Genomic DNA, 18,280 nt, shown 5'->3' with positions numbered 1-18,280 from the left:
GCGTAGAGTTGAAGCACAGACTTCGAAAGACGGGCACCACGATGGACGATATGACCGCCGACGATCGGTCCAACCGGTCGGACAACGAAACTCAGGCTTCCTCGCCCGCGGGCACGACCGCCTCGGCGCGAGGAGGGACGCTCAAACGGACGATCGGGCTGAGCGAACTCGTCTTCTTCGGTCTCGTCTTCATCGGCCCGGCGGCCGCAGTCGGCGTATTCGGCACCCTCGATGCCCGCTCGGGCGGGGCCGTGGCACTCGTCTACATCGTCGCGACGATCGTCATGGCCTTCACCGCGGTCAGCTATATGCGCATGTCACGGGAGGTTCCCCGCGCGGGCACGGTGTTCGCCTACGCCTCGGCGGGAATCGGAAAACCGGCCGGTTTCGTCGCCGGCTGGATGATCCTCCTCGACTATCTCTTCATCCCCTCGGTCGCCTATCTGTTCACCGGGATCGCGCTGAACTCGATCTTCCCGGCCCTGCCCGTCTGGGCGTTCGTGGCCGTGGCCGTCGTGCTGACCACCGGGCTCAACCTCGCCGGGGTCAAGGTCGCCTCCCGGGTGATCACCGGGGTCGTCCTCGCCGAGGTGGCCGTCCTCGCCCTGGTCCTGGTCCTCGGCATCGCCTACCTCGTCCAGCATGGGCCGACGCGGGGATGGCTGACCCCGCTGACCGGGGTGGATGCGTTCTCCGTGACCGCGGTGCTCGCGGCCGTGTCCGTGGCTGTCCTGTCGTATCTCGGCTTCGATTCGCTTGCGACGTTCTCCGAGGAGGCCACGGGCGGGCCGCGGATCGTCGGCCGGGCGACCCTGATCTGCCTCGTATTGGCCGGCGTCTTCTTCGTCGCGCAGACCTGGGTGGGCAGTCTGCTCTCACCGCTGACCCCGGCGGAGCTGCAGGCCGATCCCGCACTCGAGGGAGCCGCTTACTACGAAGCCGTCGATTCGACGCTGGGATCGTGGCTGCATTGGCTGCTCGCCCTGGCGAAGGCCGTAGGCGCAGCGTTCTCCGCGATGATCGGTCAGGCTGCCGGCTCCCGCATCCTCATGGACATGGGGCGGTCGCGTCAGGTGCCGAAATTCCTCGCCGAGGTGGCCCCGAAGACCGGTGTGCCGTGGAAGGGGATCCTCGTGGCCGCCGGCGGCAATGTCATCGTGGCCGGGTGGGCGGCGACCCGTGCCGATGGTCTCGACCAGCTGACCTCGATCGTCAACGTCGGGGCGCTGACGGCGTTCATCTTCCTTCAAGCCTCGGTGGTCGGATACTTCCTCGTGAAGAAGCAGGGCAGCGAGACTCCCAACTGGTTCAACCACGGCGTCATTCCGGTCATCGGCGCCGCTCTGCTCATCGCCGTGCTCGTCAGCGCGAATCCTCTGGCCTTGGTCATCGGCGCGATCTGGCTCGTCATCGGCATTGCGGTGTTCGCGGTGAACAACCGGCGGCGCGTCACACAGTGAACGCAGGCGAGCCTGGACTTCAGTCGACGAAGATCGCCGAGGCGGGGCTGCCGATCCGGTCCACGAGACCTCGGCCTTCATCGACGTAGGCGGCGCGTTCATCGTCGGGGACCATCGCCCCACCGGTGAGCCACACGAGGTGGACGCCGGTCGGGGACTGAGCCGCCGTGTCGCCCATCCGCCACGGAATGGTCAGCCCGGCGGTGGCCGAGGGTTCGACATCGATGCCTTCGGTCTCATGGAGCACGCCGACCCCGGCCCGGATGACCTCGTCGGGGACCGCGGCGAACCCGGAGATCAGCGGCCCGATCGTCGGTCCGATGAAGCGTGATGGGCGGGCGACCGCCAGTCCGTCGGCGGCAGTCGCTCCGGACAGCCCGATGTCCTGGACGCAGATGTCGCTGTGCCGACCGGTGCGCACGCCGAGGAACATCGCCGGCGCCTGGGTCGGTTCGACGAAGACGCAGCGCACAGCAGTGCCGAAGACCCGTCTGAGCCCGAACGTCACTCCCCCGGGACCGCCGCCGATTCCGCACGGCAGGTAGACGGTGAGCGGATTCTGCTCGTCGATGGTCACTCCTGCGGCCGCGAACTGGCGCTCGAGCCGCAGGGCAGCCACCGAATATCCGGCGAAGAGGCTCACCGAGTCCTCGTCGTCGACGAAGTGCGTGTTCTCGGCGGCCTCGGCCGAGGCGCGGCCGGCCTCGACCGCTTCGACGAAGTCACCGGCATGTTCGATGACGTCGACCCCGTGGTCGCGCAGCATCGTCTTCTTCCATTCCCGGGCGTCGGCGGACATGTGCACCGAGGCGGCGAAGCCGAGGCGAGCGCTCAGGATCCCGATCGACAGCCCGAGGTTGCCCGTCGAACCGACGACGATGCGGTGGTTCGCGGCGATCTCACGAAACTCACGAGTCGAATAGGTGACGGGATCATGAGCGTCGAGTCCATGGTCGGCGGCGACAGCCTCGGCGAATTCGAGCACCTCGTGGAAGCCGCCGCGTGCCTTGATCGACCCGCTCACCGGCAGGCAGTCGTCGCGTTTGAGCCACAGCCGTCCGCCCAACTCGGATCCGAACAGACCGCCGAGGCGACGCTGCGCCGCGGGGGCCGGAACCAGAGCCGATTCGATCAGTCCGCCGCCGGCCTCCGGGAACGCCGATGCGAACTCGGCGGGAAGAGTCGCGGTCTCCGGGAAGGTCTCGGCGAACCAGGGGGCGAAGCGGTCGAACCGGGCCGCCGCGGAATCCATCACGTCCCCGAGGTCGGGCAGGGCCGCCTCGGTGCCGGTGGAGCGGAGCCACGTGGTCGGGGCACCCGATGCCAGGGTTCGGATGATCTCGTCGGTGCTGAGTTCGTCGGGCAGGTCGGTCATGCACCGATCGTAGCCCGGCGGGGTGCGGGCCTCAGCTCTTGACGATCTTCTTCGCGGGTTCGAGGACGTCGGCGAGTTCGTTCAGCCATTTCGCGTAGCCGTCATAAGTGTAGGCGCGTTTGTCGTCCCAGGTGCCGAGCTGGTCCTCCTTGACCGCGGGCAGGCTCTTGTAGACGGGATTGTCCTCATAGTCGGTCGAGGCGTCGTGGACGAGGACGACGTCGGCCGGGTAGTCCGACATCTTCTCCCAGGAGACTTCTGCCCAACTGCTCTCTCCCTTAGCGTCGGGGCCGACGAGGGTGAGCCCGTCCTCGTTGAGCATCTCGGCGACGCCCAGGGAGTTCGAGGTGTAGTTGATCTCCGCGGTGAAGTTCGCCAGCAGCACTGTCAGCTGGTCCTGCTTCTTCGCCACACTGCGGATGCGTGCCCGAGCGTCGTCGAAGGCCTTCCGCTTGTCCGCGATGGCGCCGGTGTCTGTGTCCTTGCCCAGCGCCTCGGCGATGGCCGCGTACTGAGCGAACATCGCGTCGGGGCCCTGCCCGCCGAGTTTGACCGGGACGAACGGCACGAGCTCGCTGACCTGGCTTTTCACCTTCTCGTCCCACCAGGTCCACCCGTCGCCGGCTTCATTGCCGTAGGCGACGAGGATGTCCGGCTCGGCAACCGCGAGAGCCTCGATATCGAGTTCCATATCGGTGCCGACGACCTCGACCCCTTCTTGGTCGAAGGACTTCCCCGGGGACTCATTCTGTCCGAACCCGAAGACCGCGACCGGCGTGATTCCGTACTGCGCGAGACCGGCTGCCGAATAGAAGTCCGCGGCGATGCGCTTCGCCGGACGGTCGAGTTCGATCGTCAGCCCGTCATAGCCTTCGGGCGAGTACGTGAAGTTCGGGTCGCTGCCGGCAGTGCCAGACGCGCCGTCACCCGCATCGCCATCGGCTTCGCCGCGGCAGCCGACGAGGGCGAGCGGGGCGAGAACGGACAGGGCAAGGAGCTGACGACGACGCATCGAGAGCCTTTCGGTGGGCGTCCCCGCAGGGACGGAACTGGTGCGCCTGTAGTGACGCCGGGACCACCGTAGCACTATTTGGAAAGGCTAGCCTTACTAAATTAGAGTAGAGTAGCGTTGCGGATGTTCCGACTTCCACGACAGCTGCACACACGAACAGAACGCGTCCCCGCGGGGACGACCTCACGACCACGTGGTCGCCGAGGATGCGAAGGAGTATCAGTGTCACGAGCCCCCATCGGCGCCTTCGAAGCAGAGGTCCTCGCCGTCGACGACCTCAGCCCGTCCTTCCGCCGGGTGACATTCGGTGGTGCGGGACTCGAAGACTTCGGCCCGAACACCCACCCTCGTGATCTGCGGATCAAACTCGTCATCCCGCCTCAACGCTCCGCCGCACCGACGTTCGATCTGCCGGCATTCCTCACCGAACAGGAAGCCGCCGGGGTGTCCTGGTACCAGGCCTGGCTGCAGGTCAGCCCCGAGGAGCGCGGTGCGATGCGCACCTACACCGTGCGCGAATGGAACGATGCCGAGCGCAGACTCGTCATCGACATGGTCCTCCACACCGATGAGCACGGCCATTCGGGCCCGGCGGCCGAGTGGGCCGAAGCCGCCGAGGTGGGCCACCGCCTCCATATCATCGGCCCCTCCCGTGCCTCGGAGACTCCGTGCGCCGGGATCGAGTTCGCCCCGGGAGATGCCCACCAGATCCTGCTCGCCGGCGACGAGACCGCTGTGCCCGCCATCGCCTCGATCCTCGATTCGCTCAAGGACAGCCGGGCGCGGGGCAAGGCCGTTCTCGAGGTCCCAAGCGCCGAGGACATCATCGACATGACCGCACCCACCGGCTTCGAGATCGAATGGCTTCCGCGCGGGGAGGCCGATTTCGGTCAGCTGCTCGAACCTGCCGTCCGCGAGGCGGTGCGTTCGGAGACCCGGATCCCCGTCGGGGCCGGAGCGTCGGGGTCGGCCGGCCGGCCGGATGGTCAGGTCCGGGAACTCGACGATGTCAACATCGACGAAGAGATCCTCTGGGATGTTCCCGCGGCACTCACCGAGGCGGCTCAGGGCAGTTCGAGTGCCACGGACAAGGACGACCGCCCCTTCTATGCTTGGATCGCCGGAGAAGCCGGACCGGTCAAGCGTCTGCGCCGCTACCTCGTCCAGGAAGTCGGGGTCGACCGCAAGCAGATCGCGTTCATGGGCTACTGGCGTCAGGGCAAGGCCGAAGGCTGAGTCCTCAGACCCGGTCGGGTCGGGTTCTGCCATTTGCCGACCGCCCGACTGCGTTCAGATCTCGGCGAGCATCTTGCCCGGGTTGAGGATGCCCAGCGGGTCAAGCGCGTTCTTCACGGCCAGCTGGATCCGTCGTGATCCTTCGTCGAGTTCGTTCGGCAGCCAAGCGCGCTTGAGGAACCCGACCCCGTGTTCGCCGGTGATCGTGCCGCCGAGTTCGAGGCCGATGCGCATGATCTCAGCGAACACCCCTTCGGCCTTCGCCGTCTCGGCGGCATCGCCGGAGTCGAAGAACACCGATGGGTGCATATTTCCGTCGCCGGCGTGCGCGACGAGGGCGATCTCGAGTCCGGATGATGACCGCAGTTCGGCCAGACGGTCACAGAATTCGGGCACGGCGGTGCGCGGCAGGCACACATCATCAAGCAGCTGACCGCCGCCGTGGGCGTTGGCGAATTTCTCGTAGGCCGGCTGGATCATCCGCCGTGCCGTGATGAGGGCCGCCGAGTCGCTCGGATCGTCCGAGTACGCGACGTCGAGGGCTCCGCAGCGTTCGGCCACCTCGGTGAAGGTCGACATCGCGGCTTGCGCATCGGTCGGGTTGTCGTCGACCTGCATGATGAGCATCGACCCGGCCTCGCCGTCGAGGCCGAAGTCGCCGTAGTCGTTGAGCATGCGCAGGCTGGCCCCGTCGAGGAATTCGAACAGGCTCGGTACCCCGCCGCCGGCCATGAAATCGGCGACGGTCTGCAGTCCGCTGCGCTCATCCGGGAAGGTCGCGATCGCAGTGAACGGCTCGGGCAGGGCGGGCACGAGACGCAGCGTCGCCTCGACGACGATGCCCAGGGTGCCTTCGGAGCCGATGAAGAGATGGCGCATATCGAGTCCGGCCACGCCCTTGGCCGTCTGCGGGCCGAGGGTGGTGATGGTCCCGTCGGCCAGAACGACCTTGAGTGAGCGGACATAATCCCTGGTCACACCGTATTTGACGCAGCAGAGTCCGCCGGCATTCGTGGCGATGTTCCCGCCGATCGATGACAGTGCCACCGATCCGGGATCCGGCGGGTAGGACAGTCCGAACGGGGCGAGGTGGTCCTTGAGGTCCTGGTTGATGATGCCCGGTTGGACGGTGACGAGGCGTTCGGCCTCGTTGACGGCCACGACGTCGTTCATCTTCGACACGTTGAGCAGGATCGCTCCCGGTGAGGCGTTCGCGCCGCCCGAGATCCCGGACCTCGCCCCCTGCGGGACGACCGGCACCCGATGTGCGCTGGCGAAGGCCATGACCTCTTGGACGTCTTCCGCCGAGGCGGCCCTGACCAGGGCGATCGCACCCTCGCGAGGGCAGAACAGGGCTTCGTCGCTGGAGTGGGCCTCGATGACATCCGGGTCGGTTGTGAGGGCACCCGGGCTCAGTCGTGCGGCAAAATCATCGAGTGCCGCCGGGTCGAGGGTGGGGAAGTCGGGTGCGGTGGACGTCGGGGTCGTCAAATCTGCTCCTCGGATCTGTGGGGCGAAGGCGGACGTTGGACCGCCTCGGCGAGGTGTAGTGACCGCGAGGGCCGTCACTTCAGCTTTACGTCCAGGTTATCGGGGGCGGGTGCGGCCCGGAGTATGAGGGTGACGATGCCGGCGGCGACCATGGCCGCGCCGACGACCCACATGCCGGCATTCTGGGTTCCGGTGAGGTCGGCCAGCCAGCCGGTGATGTAGGGGGCGAAGAAGCCCGCGGAGTTGCCGAGCGAGTTGATGAGCGCGAGTCCCGCGGCGGCACCGGCACCGGCGAGGAAGGTCTGCGGCAGCGGCCAGAACGTCGGCAGGGCCGCGCAGATCGCCATGCAGGTGATCGTCACGGCGATCATCGTGGTGAACGGCGAGGACAGGTAGAGGGCGATGGGGATCGCCACACCGCCGACGAACAGCGGGATGGCCACGTGCCACACACGCTCACCCGTGCGGTCGCCGTGCCGGGACCAGAAGTACATGGCCAGGGCGCCGAAGACATAGGGGATCGCCGTGATGAGGCCGATCTCGACGATCGAGTACTCGACGCCGAAGGACTCCTGGAAGCCGGCGATGATCGTGGGCAAGAAGAAGCTCATGGCGTAAAGGCCGTAGACCATGCCGAAGTAGACGAAGGACAGGGCCCACACGCGGGGCTGCAGCAGCGACCGGCGGACCGGGTAGTGGAAGGTCTCTTCCTTGCTCTTCTCCTCGGCGTCCATCGTCGACTGCAGCCAGTTGCGCTCTTCGGCGCTCAGCCACTTCGCGTCCCGCGGACGGTCGGTGAGGTAGAAGATGCACATGATGCCCAGGAGGACGGCGGGCACGCCTTCGATGACGAACATGAAGCGCCAGCCCGCGAAGTTCTCGAAGATCGAGTTGCCGCTGGAGATCAGCCACGACGACAGGGGCGAACCCACGACGCTGGAGAGTGGGATGGCGAGCATGAACAGAGCCGTGGCCCGCGCGCGCATCGAGGTCGGGAACCAGTACGTGAGGTAGAGGATGATTCCGGGGAAGAATCCCGCCTCGGCGACGCCGAGGAGGAACCGCAGCACGTAGAGCCAGCCGTGGTTGGGCACAAATGCCATGGCCGCGGCGACGATGCCCCAGCTGATGAGGATCCGGGCGAGCCAGATGCGGGCGCCGAATCTGTGCAGAGCAAGGTTCGAGGGCACTTCGAGGATGAGGTAGCCGAAGAAGAAGACGCCTGCGGCGAACCCGAACTGAGTCGCGTTCATCGCGAGGTCTTCGTTCATTCCGCCCGGTCCGGCGATGCCGATGTTCGTCCGATCGAGGTAGTTGATGAAGTACATCGCGATGACGAACGGGATAAGACGGATGAGGACCTTGCGCAGGGTCCTCTTCTCCAGTGCCGAATCGGCAGGGGTCTGTCCGCTGGTCGGCGGGCGCACCTCGGATGACATGGGATCTCCTTCGATCAGGTCGGGCCACGGTTGTGGCTCAGCGGTGCCGCGGACGTGCGGCAGCGGACGTGCGGCAGCGGTTCGCTGCGGGTGCATCGGCGCGGCAGCCAGTGCATTACGGCAACACATTACGACAGCGCTCCTGCTTCGCCTAGCAATCGGACATGAAGTGCCGAATAGCGGGACGCCGCGCCGAATCCGCGCCCACGTGCACACCAACTGCTTCAACGTGCAGACGCGTAACGCAAATGCTGGCCGCACACACTTTGAAGCAGTTGCTGCGCTGTCCGGTTGCGAGTGCAGCTGCGGCGACGCGGTTACGATGAGTGCAGACCACCCGATTGCGAAGGGGAGCCGCAGTGCAGTCGATGACCGAGCTCGAGGCCGAGACACTGCGCGACTACTACGGCACGTTCGCCCGCCTCGAAGCGGCCGACACCTCCCCGATCTACGCCATGTGGGCCGAGGGAGTGGCCGCGGACGACGCGGTCATCTCGCTCCTGCTCGAACTGCCCCGACCGAAGCGCCAAGCCAATCTCCTCTTCGCAGCGGCGCGCCACCTCGGTGCGGGCGAGGGTTCCTGTGCTCAGCTGCGATCGTGGCTGCTCGATCACTGGGACGACGTTCGGGAGCTCATGCTCGCTCGGTCCACGCAGACGAACGAGGCGGGCCGCTGCGCGACGCTGCTGCCGGTGCTCGCGCAGATCCCCGGTCCGCTTGCGCTCATCGAGGTCGGAGCCTCGGCGGGTCTGTGCCTCTATCCCGACCGCTACAGCTACAGATTCACCGTCACCGAGGCGGCCGGACGCACCGCAGCCGACGATCGGACCGCTCGCGGAGGAGCAGTTGCAACCGATCATTCTGCTCCCGGGACGTCCGGTGCGAAGTTCGAGCAGTCGGTGACGCTCGACCCTGCGGACGGTCCGAGCCCGGTCGTGCTCGAATGCGAACTGACGAACACTGCCGTGCCGAACCGTCTCCCCGAGGTGGCGTGGCGGGCCGGAATCGATCTCAATCCTCTCGATATCACCGATGCTGACCAGCGGGAATGGCTGACGTCGCTGATCTGGCCGGAGCATGAGGCGAGACGGGAGCGCCTCCTCGCCGCTGCCTCGGTCGCGGCCGCCGATCCCCCGAACCTCGTCCGCGGCGACCTGCTTGAGACCGTCGAATCCCTGCTTGCCGAAGTGCCCTCCGGAGCCCAGCCGGTCGTCTTCCACAGTGCGGTGCTGGCCTATGTCGATGCCGAGGCACGTGCCCGCTTCGCCGCCCTCATGCAATCACGCGACGACGTCGTATGGATCAGCAATGAGGGAGCCGGAGTCCTCCCTGACACTCGCGCGCAGCTCGAGACACTCGGGATCGAGCCCGACGGGCGATTCGTGCTCAGCGTCGACGGCCGAGCTCTCGCCCTGACCGGTCCTCACGGGCAGAGCTTCACCGGACTGTCACAGGCCCGATGATTGGTCCACCCGCATCGATAAAGCCACAACATGGTGCCGAAACCGCGCCCACGTGCACACCAGCTGGCTCAACATGCAGGCGCATAACGCAAATGCTGCGCGCACACTTTGAAGCAGTTGTTGCGCTGCAAGCCCCGCCCCGCTCACGCCCAACCGACGACGAGGCGGGCCGCCTCGGCGGGGATCATCGGGTCGACGCCGGTGAGGTCAGCGAAACGGCGCAGACGATTGGCCACAGTGTTGCGGTGGCAGAACAGCCGCTCAGCCGACGCACCGATGCTCCCCGTCGACAGATACACCTGCACCGCCTCGATGAGACGCTCTCGCTCGACCGACCCGCACTCACCCAACGACGATTCGACATCGGCGAGGATCGGGTTGCCCGCGGCATTGAGCGACCGAGCGGCCAACCGTGCCCATCCGCGCCTCCATGTCATCGCAGACGTCTCATCAGCGGCGATGACGTCGGCGAGGTCTCGGGCCGTCAGCGCCGAACGCCGCAGGGCCCCGATCCCTTCGGCACGCACATAACCCACCCTGGCCTCGGCGATCCTGCCGGCGAGCGCCCCCAGCGAACGACCGACTCCGCCACCGACGGGATCGGAAACATGGCCCACGCCTTCTGGAACCTGCGTGAACGCGATGAGCACCTCGCCGAGGTGGTGCGCGAACATGGTTCCGCCCGCGCGGACATGATCGGAGATGATCACCCGCAGGGCCCGGACATCGTCCCCGGTGGCGGCGATGACGAGCAGCGGGCAGTCGACGTCGAGACCAAGCCCGGTCGCGATCGTCGACAGTCGTTCGCCGGTCGGGTCCGGATCCTCGAACAGACTGGCGATGAGGCCGGCGTGCACCGAGTACTCCTCGGCCCGCATCCGCGCGAGCTCGGCCGTGTAGGCCCGTTGGACCTGGGAGACGTATTCGTCGACCGTGGACAGCACGATGCCCGTGTGGCGGATGACCAACTCCGCGTCGTCCTGGGTCGCCACCCGAGTGAGCACCTCCCAGAGCACGCTGAAGTCGAGGCGGATCGCCGTCATCAGCGCCTCGAGCGGGATGCCGGCCCGGGCCCGGGAGACCCCGACCTCCGTCGAGACAGTCACAGGCCCGTCGAATCCTCCTGCGCGCAGTCCTTCGATGAGGGTACGGAACGAATCACGCCCGGTCCGACGAAGTTCCGAGACCGGGATCGGCGCGGGATCATAGCCGGGAACGCGGACGACACGGGCCATGAAGCGATCGGTCAGCTCGTCGAGGTCGAGGGCATCGAGGAGCTCGAGCCATCGGGCCGCGTCTCCCGGAAGCGGACGATCGCGGAGTCGGCGGTCACGATAGGCAGTCATCACCCCACAATATGTGCAGATGCACAATCCTGCTGTCCTATTCGGCGACAAATGTGTCTGGAAAGAGACGTACGACACTCGGTAAGGTCGATATCTGCCGGTCACGCACCACCGAATGCGACCGGTCCGAACGACTCGACCGACACCGGACCCGCATGGGCCCACCGGCCCAGCCGCCGACCGGCGGAGCCGCGAACCGCGTCCCGATCCTCAACGGAGCACACTATGAGCGAGCAGAAAACCACGGCGTCCGCCGAGGCCAGCGCCACAACAGAACTGAGCATCAAGGACGCGAACAAGGTGGCCGCCGGTGCGCTGATCGGCACCGCCCTCGAGTGGTACGACTTCTTCCTCTTCTCGGCCGCGGCCGCCCTGATCTTCAATGTCCAGTACTTCACCAGCGAGAACGCCACCGCAGCCGCGCTGGCCTCCTTCGCGACCTTCGGTGTGGGTCTGGCCGCTCGCCCGATCGGCGGTCTCATCTTCGGCCGCATGGGCGACAAGGTCGGCCGTCGTCGGGTCCTCATGATCACGATCGTCGGCATCGGCATCGTCACCGGCCTCATCGGCCTGCTGCCGACCTATGCGGCCATCGGGTTCGCCGCCCCCGCCCTGCTCGTCCTCCTCCGCATCTTCCAGGGTCTCTTCGTCGGCGGCGAATGGTCGGGGGCGATGACCCTCGTCGTCGAGAACGCGCCCCTGCACCTGCGCGCTCGCTATGCGGCGATCCCGCAGATCGGCTCGCCGATCGGCACGATCCTGTCCTCGGGCGGATTCTTCGTCTTCACCCTCATACTCTCCCAGGACAGCTTCCACTCGTGGGGCTGGCGCATTCCGTTCCTCGTCGCCATCCCGCTCCTCCTCGTCGCCGTCTACATCCGCAGCCGCCTCGAGGAGTCGCCGGTCTTCCGCCAGTTGGAGGAGTCGGGCGAGGTCGAGAAGAGCCCGATCACCACGACCTTCCGCGACTCGTGGAAGCAGATCATCATCGGCATGGCCGCAGCCCTCCTCGGCGTCGGCGGTTTCTACCTCGTCACCGCATTCTGCGTCTGGTACGGCGTCAACGTCCTCGGCTATGACGATTCGCTCCTGCTGCTCGGCAGCATGGTCGCCGCCGCCGTCGAGATCTTCGTCCTGATCTGGGGCGGCATGCTCGGCACGAAGTACGGTGCCAGCCGGGTCATCCTCTGGGGCGGTGTCGCCTCGGCAGTGGTCGCCGTTCCGGCCTTCTTCATGTTCGAGTCCGGGGTCCCCGCACTCGTCGTCATCGCCATGACCCTCGCGGTCGGCACACTGTCCCTTCCCTACGCGGCCTCGGGTACCGTGATGACCGGCCTGTTCCCGGCGACCACCCGGTACACGGGCGTGAGCATGTCCCAGAATGCCGCGGGCATGATCTCCGGATTCATCCCCCTGCTCGCGACCGGCTTCGTCGCCTCGGCGGGCGACCACTGGTGGCCGGCAGCCGCGATGCTCGCCTTCCTGTCCCTGTTCACCGCTTTCGCCGGCGCCATCGCCCCGAAGCTGAGCGTCGATCTGCCCGGCTTCAAGCACTGAGAACCGCACAGCGCTGAGAACCCAGCGCAGCACCGGGCCGGGAGCCCCGGACCTCACACCGTTCGACCCTCGAAAGGACACCCAATGTCGCGTTCCGCCGGCCACCTCATCGTCGACACCCTGGAGAGCGCGGGCATCGAACGCGTCTACGCGGTCCCCGGCGAGTCCTACCTCGACGTCCTCGACGGACTGTATGACGCGAACATCGAGACCGTCGTGTGCCGGCAGGAGGGCGGTGCGGGGTTCATGGCGCTGGCCGAATCCCGGCTGACCGGCCGTCCCGGAATCGCCATGGTCACCCGCGGACCCGGGGCGGCGAATGCGATGATCTCCGTCCACACCGCCTGGCAGGACGCGACCGCGCTCGTCCTCTTCGTCGGCCTCGTCCCCCTCAACGATCGATCCCGCGATTCCTTCCAGGAGTTCAGCCTGCCCGAATGGTTCTCCTCGACGGCGAAGCGCGTGCTCACCATCGATGACGAGGCCCGTGCCGGTGAGATCACCGCCGACGCCCTGCGCATCGCCGCCTCCGGTCGCCCCGGCCCCGTCGTCGTCGGCCTGCCCGAAGACGTCCTCGTCCGTCTCACCGAGTCCCCCACCCCGACACTCGCCGAGGTGGCCCCACCGACCCCGGCCCCCGCCGTCATCGACGGGTTGGCTTCTCGGATCGCGGCGGCCGAGCGTCCCGCGTTCGTCCTCGGCGGGGATGGGTGGCACAACGGGTGCGGCGCTGAGCTGGCCGGTCTGGCCGCCTCGGCGGGGGTGCCGATCTTCTGCGATTGGCGCGCCTACGATGCGATTCCGCATTCCTCGCCGGCGTGGGCCGGCTGGCTCGGCTACGGTCGCGCCGATGCCGTGGCGGCCGGTTTCGCCGAGGCGGACCTCGTCGTCTTCGTCGGCTGCACCCGGTCCGACGTCTTGAGCGACGGGTACACGATCGGCTTCGACGCCGAAACCGTGCTCGTCTCCCTCGACATGGAGGCCACCCAGCACGCAGGGCGCATCGATGAGCACATCATCGCCTCCCCGGAATCCTTCACTCGTGCCCTGACCCGGACCGATGCCGGTGCCGCTCGTGCTTCCGGGCAGCTGCGCGGGACTCGGACGGATGAGTGGATGCAGTCACGTGCCGACGTGCAGTCCCGGTTCGCCGCGCACCGCCCCGACGCCGAGGCGGCACCGGAGAACGCGAACCGTGCCGGGGTCGATCTCGGGGTGGCGTTCGGGATTCTCGATGACCGCCTCGGCGGGGATGCGATCCTCACCTATGGAGCCGGCAATGCGACGATCTGGGGGCACCGGTTCATCCGGCATGAGCGCCCGGCCGGCCTCGTCGGAGCCCGCAACGGGGCGATGGGCCTCGCCGTTCCCGCCGCGGTGGCGGCCTCTCTGGCGTACCCGGAACGGCGTGCGGTCGCGATCTGCGGCGATGGGGACTTCCTCATGAACGGCCAGGAGATCGCCACGGCCTTCGCCCACGGCGGGACACCGCTCATCATCGTCGTCGACAACGGTGTGTACGGCACGATCGTGTCCCACCAGGAGAACCACTATCCCGGGCGGCCCTCGGGCACGCGGATGGTCAACCCGAACTTCGCGGCGTGGATGTCGGCATTCGATCTCGGCAGCTCCGGGGTCGCCTCGGCGAGGGTCTCCGGCTCTGTTCCACCGGGAGCAGACGGCACTGCGACGGGAGCGGGAATGGTCGGCCACGGCGAGCGCGTCGAGGCCACCGAGGACTTCGCAGCCGCGCTCGACCGGGCCTTGGCCCACGACGGGCCCGCCCTCATCCATGTGCTCATCGACCCGGCGACGATGCCTCCGGCCGCCGACGAAACCGCCTGATCGATCCTGGTGCCCACCGCGGTGGGCGCCTGCCACCTGACACCGGCACCGCCGGCGCCGCACCCCTCCATCCCACCGTCGCAGGTCACCCCGCCCGCGACACCGTCTCGAAAGGACCCCTCATGACCGTTTCACCCTCCCTGATCAGCGCCGATCGCGAAGCCGAGTTCCTCGCCGATTGGGCCGTGCATTCGCGTTTCGGTGCCGTCGAGGGCACGAACGGGGTCGACCGTCAGGCGGCGAGCGCCGCCGATGGCCAGCAGCGGAAATGGTTCGAAGAGCTGCTCGTCAAGCACGGTTTCAGCGTCCACCGGGATGCGATCGGCAATCAGTTCGGGCTCCTCGAGCTCGTGCCCGGGGCCCCGTATGTGCTCACGGGTTCGCATATGGACTCGCAGCCGACGGCCGGTCGTTTCGACGGTGCCTACGGGGTGATGGCTTCGGCGCATGCGTGTTTCGCGATCGCCGATGAGCTGCGGGCGGACCCGTCGAAGGCGAGGTCCAACCTCGCCGTGGTCAACTGGTTCAACGAAGAGGGCTCACGGTTCAAGCCGTCGATGATGGGATCCAATGTCTTCACCGGCAAGGCCGAGTTGGAGGCGGCCCTGACCACGCGTGATACCGCGGGAATCACCGTCGCCGAAGCTCTCGATGAGTTGGGGGAGCGCGGAGATTTCACGGCTCCGGAGATCGCCTCCTATGCGGAGATCCACGTCCAGCAGGGCCGCAGCATGGAAGAGGACGGAGTGAGCATCGGGCTCGTCAATGCCACGTGGGCGGCTCACAAGTACGAGTTCAAGGTCACCGGCGCACAGGCCCACAGCGGGTCGACGCTCATGGCCGATCGGCAGGATGCCCTGCTCGGTGCCGCTCGCCTGGTCGTGGCCGCACGGGAACTCGTCGACGACTTCGAGCCGGGTGCCCTGCACACCGCATGCGGCCAGCTCACCGTCTACCCGAACTCACCGGTCGTCGTTGCCAGCGAAGTCAGCCTGCTGCTCGATCTGCGGTCCCCCAGCGCCGAGGTGATCGCCGCCGCCCATGAGAAGCTCATGGCCACGATCGCCCAGGTCAGCGCCGAAGATCGCGTGGAGATCGAGATCGTCGCCGAACACAGCTGGGATCAGAACCCGTACTCCGAGGACGGGGTCGAGCTGGCGCGCACCGCGGCCGATGATTTGGGACTCACCTCGGCGACGGTGATGACCGTGGCCGGGCACGATTCGACGAACATGAAGGATGAAGTGCCCACCGTCATGCTCTTCATTCCCAGCGTCGACGGGGTCTCGCACAGTCTGGCCGAGTTCACGAAGGACGAGGACCTCGTCTCGGGTCTCCATCACCTCACCGAGGTGGTTCGCCGGCTCGCCTCGGGTGCGCTGGCAGAGTGACCGCGAAGGAGATCAGTCCTCCCAGGGATTGAGCAGTCTGACTCCGATATTCGCGAAGTCAGCGACGTTCCTCGTGACCAGGGTCAGAGAGTGTGCGAGTGCGGTCCCTGCGATCAGGCTGTCCATGTCGGGCATCGGGTCAGGGACGTGCAATTGCGATGCCTGCACAGCCACTTCGGCATCGACGGCAAGAATTCTTCCGTCGAAGACCTCAGAGACCTGTTCGTCGAACCACTGCCGAAGGACGGACCCAGCGCGGGCGTCCCGTCGCTCTTTCCGTCGGACTCCGACATCGAGTTCGAGGACCGTGATGGCGCTGATGGCCAGATCATCGATCTTCTGTGCAGCGATCCAGGATCCGACGGGCGTCCGGTTGCCGCGGCGAGCGTCACTGATGATGTTGGTGTCCAGCAGATACCTCACAGTTCGGGCACCCGCAGCGTTCGCTGAGAACGATGAGGCAGATCGAAGTCCGGATCATCGTCGTGGATGACGAGGGCATCTCCGACGAGGTCCGATCTGCCGCTGAGTTGATCGTACTCATCGGCAGTCAGCAGAACGTGCGCGCGACGACCATGTTCGGTGATGGTGACCGGTCCGTGCTTAGCCGCACGTTTGGCAGCCGATACGTCCCGGTTGAATTCCCGACTCGACATCGTGGTCATCGTCCACCTCCCGAAATGTCACTACTGTAGGTACATTCTATCTCGGGGTTGTGGACGAATCCATCGCCAGATGCCGATTTGACAGGACTCTCGGACCCGCGGTCATCAGTCGATGGAGTCGACGTCCTGGTTCTCGTCGACGAGCTTCTTCGCCAGCGGTTCCCACTTGTCGTAGGCGTCGGGGTAGGCCGAGCGCTGCACTTCCTGTGCGGCGTCACCGGGGTCGATGCTCTCCCAGTCGGCGATCTGGGTCAGTCCCGGGTTGGCGGTTCCGGAGTCGACTCCGTAGAAGGCTTTCGATGCGTACACGGTGTCGGTGACTTCGTCGGCCGATCCCCAGTCCATCGAGGGGCGCTGCTGGAAGGCACCGGCGGAATCGCGGTCGCCTCCGTCGAGGTCATTGAGGCTCGATTCCTGCAGTGCGGTCATCACGGCGATCGTCTGTGCCTGCTTGGACAGGTCTGCGCCCTTGCCGACGCCGATGATGGTGCGCGCATTGTCGATCTGTTCGGCGCTCAGCTCATCGGGGTCGTCGATCCCTCCGGTCGAGCCGGCGTCGGACTGGGCGGCTTCACCGTCCTGGCTGACGCCTCCGGTGATCGGGTCGGCCGAGGCCGAGGTCGCCGTTGCCAGGGATACTCCTCCGGCGAGGACGGCTGCGGACAGTGCAGTCACCGCAAGTGTGCGCGCACGTTTCATCTGTTCTCACTTTCTCTTGATCGGGTCCTCGACCCGGTCGGCGACTCCTGGTGCGCGGCACACGTGGTGGGTTCTGCGGCATCTGCCCTGTGGTCGGCACAGGAACACCCATGCAGAAGGTGCCGTGGAATCGCCCCACACAACACTGACGGACCAGACTGCCCCGTTCAATGCAGAGAGACTTCGAGGTGACTCATTCTCGCCGCAACGAATCATCACGGATCCGTGTGTAAGCGATCAGAGTTCACTGAACGCCGCGCGGTGACCAGCGGTGCTCTCACCCGCCCGTGACCGGGGTCTCGATCCACTCGTCGGGCTGTTCGCAGGCGTGGGCCAGGGAAAGTTCAGGCGCTCGAACGCGACCGTACTGCTGCCGGCGAGCGCTGCGGACGCACCGGTGGGGCGTGATCCTGGATAACCTGGCCGCATGCGCTCACAGCTGCCGCCGGACGCCGCAACCGCCATCAGGTCCTATCTGCGTATTGCCGATCGGGTCCTGCCCGGCGGCATCATCGCCTGCGCTGTGACCGGGTCCATCGCGCTCGGTGCCTACCGCCCGGGCCGCAGCGACATCGACCTCGTCGCGGTCATCGCCGATGAGTACCGGACACGGCCAGATCTCCTCCGCCGCCTGCGGCTGCTCCATCTCTCGCAGGTGCCCCGCCTGGTGGTCGGGGCGGCGCGCGGGCGAGGTGTGAGCGCCTGTTGCAATACCGTCTTCATCGCCGAATCCGAGGTCGGTCGACCCGTCACGCAGATCCGTCCGATCGCTTCTCACACCGGTGAGGTCTTCGACTCGAACGGCGCGTTCGACGTCAATCCGGTGACCTGGAAGGAGCTCGTCGACGGCGGGATCACGGTGCGAGGTCGGCCGATCGCCGAGTGGGATGTCGATGCGCAGCCGGAGGCGCTTCGCCCGTGGATCCGCACGAATCTGCGCGAGTACTGGACTCCGTTGGCCGCACAGCTGCGCGACCGACCGTCGCGCAGCCCGGGATCGCTGCTTCGTCGATTAGTGACGTCCCCGCGGGGACTTTCAGCCGGCAGCGTCGAGTGGTGTGTGCTCGGTCCCGCGCGGATGCATCATACGCTTGCGACCGGTGAGATCATCGGCAAGGAGGAAGCGGGATTCCACGCGCTGACCGCATTTCCGCAGCATGCCCCCATCACCGAGGTGGCCCTGGCCAAGGTGCGCGGCGCGCGGATTCCGTCCGCACCGTCACGACGGCCGTGGCGGGGGCTGACCGCCTCGGCGATGGATGACATCATCGCTGCCGCCCTCGACTGAGTCCGGCAGCGCG

Annotated in this window: 15 protein-coding genes; 7 read left to right on the top strand and 8 right to left on the bottom strand. The window is 66.8% G+C overall.

The window, feature by feature from the left end; genetic code table 11:
- Positions 1 to 50 precede the first annotated feature (50 nt).
- Positions 51 to 1,460 (top strand): APC family permease, encoded by a 1,410-nt coding sequence (locus AD89_RS0100195; RefSeq protein WP_035319527.1) that lies wholly within the window; start codon positions 51 to 53, stop codon positions 1,458 to 1,460.
- Between the two features lie 19 nt (positions 1,461 to 1,479).
- Here AD89_RS0100195 and AD89_RS0100190 read toward each other — a convergent pair whose 3' ends face one another.
- Complete coding sequence (locus AD89_RS0100190) at positions 1,480 to 2,835, bottom strand: D-serine ammonia-lyase (protein WP_025776596.1); 1,356 nt, start codon at positions 2,833 to 2,835, stop codon at positions 1,480 to 1,482.
- Positions 2,836 to 2,866: 31 nt separating this feature from the next.
- A complete protein-coding gene (locus tag AD89_RS0100185; protein ID WP_025776595.1) occupies positions 2,867 to 3,847 on the bottom strand; it encodes an ABC transporter substrate-binding protein in 981 nt (326 codons plus the stop codon).
- 222 nt (positions 3,848 to 4,069) lie between these two features.
- Here AD89_RS0100185 and AD89_RS0100180 point away from each other — a divergent pair, with 222 nt between their 5' ends.
- The gene (locus AD89_RS0100180) at positions 4,070 to 5,083 is read left to right on the top strand and encodes a siderophore-interacting protein (RefSeq protein WP_025776594.1); all 1,014 of its coding nucleotides are present in this window, start codon (positions 4,070 to 4,072) and stop codon (positions 5,081 to 5,083) included.
- Positions 5,084 to 5,137: 54 nt separating this feature from the next.
- Here the strand turns inward: AD89_RS0100180 and AD89_RS0100175 are convergent, their stop codons facing one another.
- Positions 5,138 to 6,574 (bottom strand): FAD-binding oxidoreductase, encoded by a 1,437-nt coding sequence (locus AD89_RS0100175; protein ID WP_025776593.1) that lies wholly within the window; start codon positions 6,572 to 6,574, stop codon positions 5,138 to 5,140.
- Positions 6,575 to 6,648: 74 nt separating this feature from the next.
- Positions 6,649 to 8,013 carry an MFS transporter gene (locus AD89_RS0100170; protein WP_025776592.1) on the bottom strand — a complete coding sequence of 455 codons (1,365 nt, stop codon included), beginning with the start codon at positions 8,011 to 8,013 and terminating at the stop codon, positions 6,649 to 6,651.
- Between the two features lie 368 nt (positions 8,014 to 8,381).
- Here AD89_RS0100170 and AD89_RS0100165 point away from each other — a divergent pair, with 368 nt between their 5' ends.
- Complete coding sequence (locus AD89_RS0100165; protein WP_025776591.1) at positions 8,382 to 9,476, top strand: DUF2332 domain-containing protein; 1,095 nt, start codon at positions 8,382 to 8,384, stop codon at positions 9,474 to 9,476.
- A 143-nt stretch (positions 9,477 to 9,619) separates the two neighbouring features.
- Here AD89_RS0100165 and AD89_RS0100160 read toward each other — a convergent pair whose 3' ends face one another.
- Positions 9,620 to 10,822, bottom strand: a complete 1,203-nt coding sequence (locus tag AD89_RS0100160) for a helix-turn-helix domain-containing protein (protein WP_025776590.1) — start codon at positions 10,820 to 10,822, stop codon at positions 9,620 to 9,622.
- Positions 10,823 to 11,047: 225 nt separating this feature from the next.
- On the opposite strand from AD89_RS0100160, the gene AD89_RS0100155 reads away from it, so the two are divergent.
- The 3 genes from AD89_RS0100155 to AD89_RS0100145 all read left to right on the top strand — a co-directional run bounded on the left by AD89_RS0100155 (position 11,048) and on the right by AD89_RS0100145 (position 15,615).
- Entirely contained in the window at positions 11,048 to 12,379 is a 1,332-nt protein-coding gene (locus AD89_RS0100155) for an MFS transporter (protein WP_025776589.1), read from the top strand.
- 84 nt (positions 12,380 to 12,463) lie between these two features.
- Positions 12,464 to 14,224, top strand: coding sequence for a thiamine pyrophosphate-dependent enzyme (locus AD89_RS0100150; protein WP_025776588.1), 1,761 nt, complete (start codon positions 12,464 to 12,466; stop codon positions 14,222 to 14,224).
- 122 nt (positions 14,225 to 14,346) lie between these two features.
- Complete coding sequence (locus tag AD89_RS0100145) at positions 14,347 to 15,615, top strand: M20 family metallo-hydrolase (RefSeq protein WP_025776587.1); 1,269 nt, start codon at positions 14,347 to 14,349, stop codon at positions 15,613 to 15,615.
- A 12-nt stretch (positions 15,616 to 15,627) separates the two neighbouring features.
- On the opposite strand, the gene AD89_RS0100140 is transcribed toward AD89_RS0100145, so the two are convergent.
- The 3 genes from AD89_RS0100140 to AD89_RS17800 all read right to left on the bottom strand — a co-directional run bounded on the left by AD89_RS0100140 (position 15,628) and on the right by AD89_RS17800 (position 16,979).
- Entirely contained in the window at positions 15,628 to 16,038 is a 411-nt protein-coding gene (locus tag AD89_RS0100140) for a type II toxin-antitoxin system VapC family toxin (RefSeq protein WP_025776586.1), read from the bottom strand.
- Positions 16,035 to 16,280: a type II toxin-antitoxin system prevent-host-death family antitoxin gene (locus AD89_RS0100135; protein WP_025776585.1), complete on the bottom strand. Its 246-nt coding sequence runs from the start codon at positions 16,278 to 16,280 to the stop codon at positions 16,035 to 16,037. Before AD89_RS0100135 ends, AD89_RS0100140 begins: the two co-directional genes overlap by 4 nt.
- Before the next feature lie 105 nt (positions 16,281 to 16,385).
- Complete coding sequence (locus AD89_RS17800; RefSeq protein ID WP_025776584.1) at positions 16,386 to 16,979, bottom strand: hypothetical protein; 594 nt, start codon at positions 16,977 to 16,979, stop codon at positions 16,386 to 16,388.
- Positions 16,980 to 17,406: 427 nt separating this feature from the next.
- Between AD89_RS17800 and AD89_RS17795 the strand changes: the two genes are divergently transcribed.
- Positions 17,407 to 18,267, top strand: coding sequence for a nucleotidyltransferase domain-containing protein (locus tag AD89_RS17795; protein WP_035319507.1), 861 nt, complete (start codon positions 17,407 to 17,409; stop codon positions 18,265 to 18,267).
- Positions 18,268 to 18,280 lie beyond the last annotated feature (13 nt).

This window comes from Brevibacterium sp. VCM10, assembly GCF_000583215.1.
GTDB lineage: Bacteria > Actinomycetota > Actinomycetes > Actinomycetales > Brevibacteriaceae > Brevibacterium > Brevibacterium linens.
Note: the sequence above shows the minus strand (reverse complement) of the source record. Positions and strands in the feature narration are given on the sequence as shown.